The organism is Mycobacterium talmoniae (assembly GCF_001854525.1).
In the GTDB taxonomy this organism is placed as follows: Bacteria; Actinomycetota; Actinomycetes; order Mycobacteriales; family Mycobacteriaceae; genus Mycobacterium; species Mycobacterium talmoniae.
Window position 1 is genome coordinate 1 of the sequence record NZ_MLQM01000213.1, and the last position, 8,012, is coordinate 8,012.

At 70.5% G+C, this 8,012-nt stretch carries 7 protein-coding genes; all 7 read left to right on the forward strand.

Translation table 11 applies throughout. The annotated features are described in order from the left end of the window. Window positions 1-274 precede the first annotated feature (274 nt). Complete coding sequence (locus tag BKN37_RS24375; protein WP_071029504.1) at window positions 275-1,672, forward strand: phosphomannomutase/phosphoglucomutase; 1,398 nt, start codon at window positions 275-277, stop codon at window positions 1,670-1,672. Beyond that, complete coding sequence (locus BKN37_RS24380; RefSeq protein WP_071029505.1) at window positions 1,669-2,733, forward strand: TobH protein; 1,065 nt, start codon at window positions 1,669-1,671, stop codon at window positions 2,731-2,733. Before BKN37_RS24375 ends, BKN37_RS24380 begins: the two co-directional genes overlap by 4 nt. A 17-nt stretch (window positions 2,734-2,750) precedes the next feature. Continuing rightward, the gene (gene manA / locus BKN37_RS24385; RefSeq protein ID WP_071029507.1) at window positions 2,751-3,977 is read left to right on the forward strand and encodes a mannose-6-phosphate isomerase, class I; all 1,227 of its coding nucleotides are present in this window, start codon (window positions 2,751-2,753) and stop codon (window positions 3,975-3,977) included. After that, entirely contained in the window at window positions 3,974-4,894 is a 921-nt protein-coding gene (locus tag BKN37_RS24390; RefSeq protein WP_071029509.1) for a cation diffusion facilitator family transporter, read from the forward strand. Before manA ends, BKN37_RS24390 begins: the two co-directional genes overlap by 4 nt. A gap of 182 nt (window positions 4,895-5,076) precedes the next feature. Continuing rightward, complete coding sequence (locus tag BKN37_RS24395; protein ID WP_071029511.1) at window positions 5,077-6,576, forward strand: amino acid permease; 1,500 nt, start codon at window positions 5,077-5,079, stop codon at window positions 6,574-6,576. A 110-nt stretch (window positions 6,577-6,686) separates the two neighbouring features. After that, window positions 6,687-7,898: an alkane 1-monooxygenase gene (locus BKN37_RS24400; RefSeq protein WP_071029513.1), complete on the forward strand. Its 1,212-nt coding sequence runs from the start codon at window positions 6,687-6,689 to the stop codon at window positions 7,896-7,898. After that, window positions 7,898-8,012 (forward strand): rubredoxin (locus BKN37_RS24405; protein WP_071029515.1); only part of this gene is annotated, 115 nt, incomplete at its 3' end. The genes BKN37_RS24400 and BKN37_RS24405, both read left to right, overlap by 1 nt.

Sequence of the window (8,012 nt, forward strand, 5' to 3'; positions counted from 1 at the left end):
TCTCCGAACCGGACGGCCAGCTGTCACCCTCGCATGCCGGCGCGCCGGCCAGCAGCGTGTTGGCGCCGCCCCCGCCGCGGCCGGTCGGCACCGGCCGTCGGCGTGGCCACCTGCGGGTGCTGCCCGACCCCGCCGACTGACACCCGGCATTTCGGCGTTGACTCTGCCGTCACCCCGCAAAAGTTCGAGTAACCCGTCTGGTAGGCGCAGAGTCAACGCACCGAGCCGGGCTAGGCTTGCTCAGAAGAAGTCCCCATCGTCAGGAGCCCTGTCAATGTCTCGGCCCGCTGCGGCTGTCCACCGTGTGATCAAGGCGTACGACGTGCGCGGCCTGGTCGGTGCGGAGATCGACGAATCCTTTGTGGCCGACGTCGGCGCCGCCTTTGCCCGGCTGGTGCGCGGTGAGGGCGCGCGCCGGGTGGTGGTCGGCCACGATATGCGGGACAGCTCGCCGCCGCTGGCGTCGGCCTTCGCCGCCGCGGTGACCAGTCAGGGCCTCGACGTGGTGCAGATCGGGTTGGCCTCCACCGACCAGCTGTATTTCGCCTCCGGTTTGCTGGATTGCCCGGGCGCGATGTTCACCGCCAGCCACAACCCGGCCGCCTACAACGGCATCAAGCTGTGCCGGGCGGGCGCCAAGCCGGTCGGTGCGGACACCGGGCTGGGCGTGATCCGCGACGAGGTGATCGCCGGGGTCCCGGGCTACGACGGCGCGCCGGGCGCCGTCACCGATCAGGATGTGCTGGCCGACTACGGCGCGTTCCTGCGCTCGTTGGTGGACACCGCCGGGCTGCGTCCGCTTAAGGTGGCGGTCGACGCCGGCAACGGCATGGCCGGCCACACCGCGCCGGCCGTGCTGGGCGCGATCGGCTCGATCACGTTGTTGCCGTTGTATTTCGAGCTGGACGGCACCTTTCCCAACCATGAAGCCAACCCGCTGGACCCGGCCAACCTGGTCGACCTGCAGCAGCACGTGCGGGCCACCGGCGCCGATATCGGGCTCGCCTTCGACGGGGACGCCGACCGGTGCTTCGTCGTCGACGAGCGGGGGGAGCCGGTCTCGCCGTCGGCGGTCACCGCGTTGGTCGCCGCCCGGGAACTGCAGCGCGAAATCGGCGCGACGGTGATCCACAACCTGATCACCTCGCGGGCGGTGCCGGAGTTGGTGGTCGAGCGGGGCGGGACCCCGGTGCGTGCCCGGGTCGGGCATTCCTACATCAAGGCGTTGATGGCCGAAACCGGCGCCATCTTCGGTGGCGAACACTCGGCGCACTACTACTTCCGGGACTTCTGGGGCGCCGATTCGGGCATGCTGGCGGCGCTGTACGTGCTGGCCGCGCTCGGTGAGCAGCAGCGCCCGCTGTCCGAGCTGACCACCGACTATCAGCGCTACGAATCCTCCGGCGAGATCAACTTCACTGTCACCGACGCCGCCGCGGCCACCGAGGCGGTGCTGAAGTCGTTCGGCACCCGGATCCACTCCATCGACCACCTGGACGGGGTGACGGTGGACCTGGGCGACGGCAGCTGGTTCAACCTGCGCAGCTCCAACACCGAGCCGTTGCTGCGGCTGAACGTGGAGGCCCGCTGCGTCGACGACGTCGACGCGGTGGTCAGCCAGGTCGCGGCCGAAATCGCCGCGGCCGGCGCGCAGACCGAGGTGGCGCGGTGAATGCCACCAGCGCCACGATCGACCTCGACGACACCGAGGCCCTGCTCGGCGCCGACCGGGACGGTTTGCTGCGCGCGGCGTCGATGGCCGGTGCCCAAGTGCGCGCCACCGCCGCCGCCACCGACGAAGGCGCGCTGGACGCGATCGGCGGCCAGGACCGGCCGCGCACCCTGATCTGGGTGGCCGGCCGCGGCACCGCCGAGACCGCCGGGGCCATGCTGGCCGCCGCGGCCGGCGGGGTGACCGCCGCGCCGATCGTGCTGGTCGCCGAGGCACCGCCGTGGATCGGGCCGCTGGACGTGCTGGTCGCCGCCGGCGACGACCCGGGCGACCCGGCGCTGGTCACCGCCGCCGCCACCGGGGTGCGCCGCGGCGCGCGGGTGGTGGTGGCCGCCCCGTACACGGGTCCGCTGCGCGATAGCACCGCGGGCCGGGTCGGCGTGCTGGAGCCGCGGCTGAGCGTGCCCGACGAGTTCGGGCTGCCCCGCTACCTGGCCGCCGGGCTGGCCGTGCTGAACAGCGTGGACGTCGGGCTGCGCACCGACCTGGCGGCGCTGGCCGACGAACTGGACGCCGAGGCGCTGCGCAACAGCGCCGGGCGGGAGGTGTTCACCAACGCGGCCAAGAACCTGGCCGACCGGCTGGCCGGGCGCCGGGTCGCGCTGGCCGGGGACTGCGCGGCGACGCTGGCGTTGGCCCGGCACGCGTCGATGATCCTGCTGCGGACCGCCGACACCGTGGCGGCGGCCACCGGGTTGGCCGATGCGCTGGTGGCGTTGCACGCCCAGCACGCCGGCGGCGACGCCGACCTGTTTCACGACGAGCAGATCGATGGGCCGGTGGCCGATCGGCTGCGGGTGCTGGCGCTGACCTTGGCCGCCGAGCGCCCGGTGGTGGCCGCACGAATCGGCGGGCGGACCGACGTCGACCTGGTCGGAGTCCAGGACGCCCCCGATGCGCCACTAGCGTCAGGGGGTGTGGGGCGCGCCGAGCTGCAGCTGGCAGTATTAGCCGTTCGGCTAGAGATGGCCGCCGTGTACGTGCGGCTGATGCGGGGATAACGGGGAATACCAGAACAGTGGAACTGCTACGCGGAGCGATACGGACCTACGCCTGGGGATCGCGGACCGCCATTGCCGAATTCACCGGGCGCGCGGTGCCGACCACCCATCCCGAAGCCGAGCTGTGGCTGGGCGCGCATCCCGGTGATCCGGCCTGGCTGCACACCGCCGACGGGGAAGTCTCGCTGCTGGACGGGCTGGCCGCCGACCCGGAGGGACAGCTGGGGGCGGTGGCCCGGGCGCGGTTCGGCGATGCGCTGCCGTTTTTGATGAAGGTGCTGGCCGCCGACGAGCCGCTGTCGTTGCAGGCCCATCCCAGCGCCGCGCAGGCGGTGGAGGGCTTCGAGCGCGAGGAGCGGCTCGGTGTGCCGATCACCTCCCCGATCCGCAACTACCGCGACAGCAGCCACAAACCCGAGCTGCTGGTGGCGCTGCAGCCGTTCGAGGCGCTGGCCGGATTCCGTCCGGCGGCGCGCACCGTCGAGCTGCTGCAGGCCCTGGCGGTCTCGGACCTGGACCCGTTCATCGACCTGCTGCACGGCCAGTCCGACGCCGACGGGCTGCGCGCGCTGTTCACCACCTGGATCACCGCCCCGCAGCCCGACCTCGACGTGCTGGTGCCCGCGGTGCTCGACGGCGCCATCCACTATGTCAGTTCCGGGGCAACGGAATTCGCGGCCGAAGCCAAGACGGTGCTGGAGCTGGGGGAGCGCTACCCGGGCGACGCCGGCGTGTTGGCGGCGTTGCTGCTCAACCGGATCAACCTGGCCCCCGGCGAGGCGCTGTTCCTGCCGGCCGGCAACCTGCACACCTACCTGCGCGGCATCGGGCTCGAGGTGATGGCCAACTCCGACAACGTGCTGCGCGGCGGGTTGACCCCCAAACACGTCGACGTGCCGGAGCTGTTGCGGGTGCTGGACTTCACCCCCACCACCGAGGACGCGCTGCGCCCGGCGACCTACTGCGACGGGCTGGAGCGCAGCTACGACACCCCCGCCGAGGAGTTCGCGGTGTCGATGCTGAGCCTCGACGGCGACCACCTCGGTCACGAGGTGGATGCGCCGTGCCGCCATGACGGGCCGCAGATCCTGCTGTGCACCGAGGGGTCGGCGACGGTGCACGGCAAGTCCGGGGCGTTGACGCTGCACCGCGGGATGGCGGCCTGGGTCGGCGCCGACGACGGGCCGATCCGGTTGGTCGCGGCGCGGCCCAGCACGCTGTTCCGCGCCACGGTCGGGCTGTGAGCGCCGGCGGCAGCACCCGGGCGATCCTGGCGGCGTTGGCGGCCAACGCCGGGATCGCCGCCGCCAAGTTCATCGGCTACCTGATCACCGGCAGCTCCTCGATGCTGGCCGAGGCCGTGCACTCGGTGGCCGACACCTCCAACCAGGCGCTGCTGCTGTTCGGGCAGCGGGTGGCCCAGCGCGGCGCGGACCGGCTGCACCCGTTCGGGTACGGCCGCAGCCGCTACTTCTGGTCGTTCGTGGTGGCGCTGGTGCTGTTCACCCTGGGGTCGGTGTTCGCCCTGGTCGAGGGCTACCACAAGATCATCCACCCCGAGCAGCTCAGTGCGCCGATCGTTGCGCTGGCGATTCTGCTGGTGGCAATCAGCTTGGAGGCCTTCAGTTTTCGCACGGCGATGGTCGAGTCGCGACCGCTGAAGGGCGACGAGTCGTGGTGGCGGTTCATCCGTAACTCCCGCAGCCCCGAGCTGCCGGTGGTGCTGCTGGAGGACACCGCCGCACTGGTCGGGCTGGTGTTCGCGTTGGCCGGTGTCGGGTTGACGGTGCTGACCGGCGACCCGGTGTGGGACGGGGTCGGCACCGTCGCCATCGGGGCGCTGCTGGGGGTGGTCGCGGTCATCTTGATGGTCGAGATGCACAGCCTGCTGATCGGTGAGGGCGCCACCGCCGAGGAGGATCGGGCCATCCGGGCGGCGTTGGAAGCCACCGACCACGTGGAACGACTCATCCATATCCGCACCCAGTACCTGGGTCCGGACGAGCTGCTGGTGGCGGCCAAGATCGCGTTGGCGCCGCAGGTGGATCTGGCCACCGTCGCGGCCACCATTGACGCCGCCGAGGTGCGGGTGCGCGCCGCCGTCCCGGCGGCTCGGGTCATCTACCTGGAGCCCGACCTGGACAAGGCCCTGGCCAAGTAGCGGCCAATGCCGTTGGGCGTCGGCGAATGTGATCCGGTGGTCGCCGCCGCGCCTCGAGATTGCAACGCCGCAGGACAAGTGCGAGTGGGTCCCTGCGTGGCTGCAATCTCGCCGCGAGCCGCCGCCCCCGCGCGCCGACCGGTACATTGCCGCGAAAGCAGGCACGGCAAGGGGGCGCGCAGATGGCGGGTCGATGGCGGATCAAGTCGGTGGAGCAGTCGATCGCCGACACCGACGAACCGGGCACCCGGTTACGCAAGGACCTCACCTGGTGGGATCTGACCGTCTTCGGGGTGTCGGTGGTCATCGGGGCCGGCATCTTCACCGTCACCGCCTCGACCGCGGGCAACATCACCGGCCCGGCCATCTGGATCTCGTTCGTGATCGCCGCGATCACCTGCGGGCTGGCCGCGGTGTGCTACGCGGAGTTCTCCTCCACGCTGCCGGTGGCCGGCAGCGCCTACACCTTCTCCTACGCCACCTTCGGCGAGGGTCTGGCCTGGATCATCGGCTGGAATGTGGTGCTGGAGTTGGCGATCGGGGCCGCGGTGGTGGCCAAGGGCTGGTCCACCTACCTGGGCACGCTGGTCGGCTTCGCAGGCGGCACCGTCACACTCGGCGCCGTCCACCTGGACTGGGGCGCCCTGCTGATCGTTACCCTGGTCGCCACCCTGCTGGCGCTGGGCACCAAACTGTCGTCCCGGTTTTCCGCCGCGGTCACCGCGATCAAGGTCGCGGTGGTGCTGCTGGTGGTGGTCGTCGGCGCGTTTTTCATCAAAGCCGCCAACTACACCCCGTTCATCCCGCCGTCGCAGGCCGACCACGCCGGCACCGGGGTGGACCAGTCGGTGCTGTCGCTGCTGACCGGGGCGACATCGAGCCATTACGGCGGCTACGGGGTGTTGGCCGGGGCGGCGATCGTGTTCTTCGCGTTCATCGGCTTCGACGTGGTCGCCACCATGGCCGAGGAGACCCGCAACCCGCAGCGTGACGTGCCGCGCGGCATCCTGGCCACGCTGGCGATCGTGACCGTGCTCTACGTCGCGGTCTCGGTGGTGCTGTCCGGCATGGTGCCCTACACCGCGCTGCGGGACGCCCCCGACGGCACCCACGCGAACCTGGCCACCGCGTTCCTGGCCAACGGGGTGCACTGGGCGTCCACGGTCATCTCGGTCGGCGCGCTGGCCGGGCTGACCACGGTGGTGATGGTGCTGATGCTGGGCCAGTGCCGGGTGCTGTTCGCGATGGCCCGCGACGGGCTGTTGCCGCGGCGGTTGGCCCGCACCGGTGCGCACGGCACCCCGGTGCGGATCACCGTGCTGGTGGCGGTGCTGGTCGCGGTCACCGCCTCGGCCTTCCCGATGGGCAAGCTCGAGGAAATGGTCAACGTCGGCACCCTGTTCGCGTTCGTGCTGGTGTCGGCCGGGGTGGTCGTCTTGCGCCGCACCCGGCCCGACCTGCCCCGCGGGTTCCGGGCGCCGTGGGTGCCGGTGCTGCCGATCGCGTCGATCTGCGCGTGCCTGTGGCTGATGGTGAACCTGACCGCGGTCACCTGGATCCGGTTCGGCGTCTGGATGGTCCTCGGCGTCGCGATCTACCTCGGCTACGGCTACCGGCACTCGGTGCTGGCGCGCCGGGAGGCGGCGCCCACCGAGGACGCGGAGGACATGAAGGTGCCCTAAGCACATTTGTTTTACAAACCATCGTCCTTTGTCTAGACAACGGACGTAACTCGGGGTAACGTCCAACCTCACGTGGTGGAAGTCACAACTCACGAGGAGGTTCGGCGAGGATGAGCACCCAACCAGCCACCGAGGCGGTGGCGTGGCGGGACAAGAAGCGCTACCTATGGCTGCTGGGGCTGGTCGCCCCGACGGCGCTGTTCGTGGTGCTGCCCATCGTGTGGGCGATGAACCGGGCCGGGTGGCACACGGCGTCCCAAGCGCTGTTCTGGATCGGTCCGTTCCTGGTGTACGTGCTGCTGCCGCTGCTGGACCTGCGCTTCGGGCCGGACGGTCAGAACGCCCCCGATGAGGTGATGGCGCGGCTGGAGAACGACCGCTACTACCGCTACTGCACCTACATCTACATCCCGTTCCAGTACGCCAGCGTGATCCTGGGCGCCTACCTGTTCACCGCGTCGGACCTGAGCTGGCTGGGCGTCGAGGGGTCGCTCAGTTGGCCGGCCAAGATCGGGTTGGCGCTCTCGGTGGGCGCACTGGGCGGGATCGGCATCAACACCGCCCACGAGATGGGCCACAAGAAGGAAGAGTTGGAGCGCTGGCTGGCCAAGATCACCCTGGCCCAGACCTGCTACGGGCACTTCTACATCGAGCACAACCGCGGCCACCACGTGCGGGTAGCCACCCCCGAAGACCCGGCATCGTCGCGGTTCGGCGAGACGTTCTGGGAGTTCTTCCCGCGCAGCGTCGCCGGCAGCCTGCGCTCGGCGTGGCGGCTGGAGGCGGCCCGGATGCGCCGGTTGGACAAGAGCCCCTGGCACCTGAGCAATGACGTGCTCACCGCCTGGCTGATGTCGGTGGTGTTGTGGGGCGTGCTGATCGCGGTCTTCGGGCCCGCGCTGATCCCGTTCGTGATCATCCAGGCGGTCTACGGCTTTAGCCTGCTGGAATCGGTGAACTATCTCGAGCACTACGGACTGCTGCGGCAAAAGCTGCCCAACGGTCGCTATGAGCGGTGCACGCCGGCGCACAGCTGGAACTCCGATCACCTGGTGACCAACCTGTTCCTGTACCACCTGCAGCGGCACAGCGACCACCACGCCAACCCGACCCGGCGCTACCAGACGCTGCGCAGCATGGACGGCGCGCCGAACCTGCCCAGCGGCTACGCGTCGCTGATCGGGTTGACCTACCTGCCGCCGTTGTGGCGGCGGCTGATGGATCACCGGGTGCTGGCGCACTACGACGGCGACATCACCCGCGCCAACATCCAGCCACGGCTGCGCACCAAGGTGCTGGCCCGCTACCAGGTGGCGGCCTGATGGCCGCCTACCGCTGCCCGGGCTGCGGCTACGTCTACGACGAGGCCACCGGCGCCCCGCGCGAGGGCTTTCCGGCCGGCACCCCCTGGCACCAGATTCCCGACGACTGGTGCT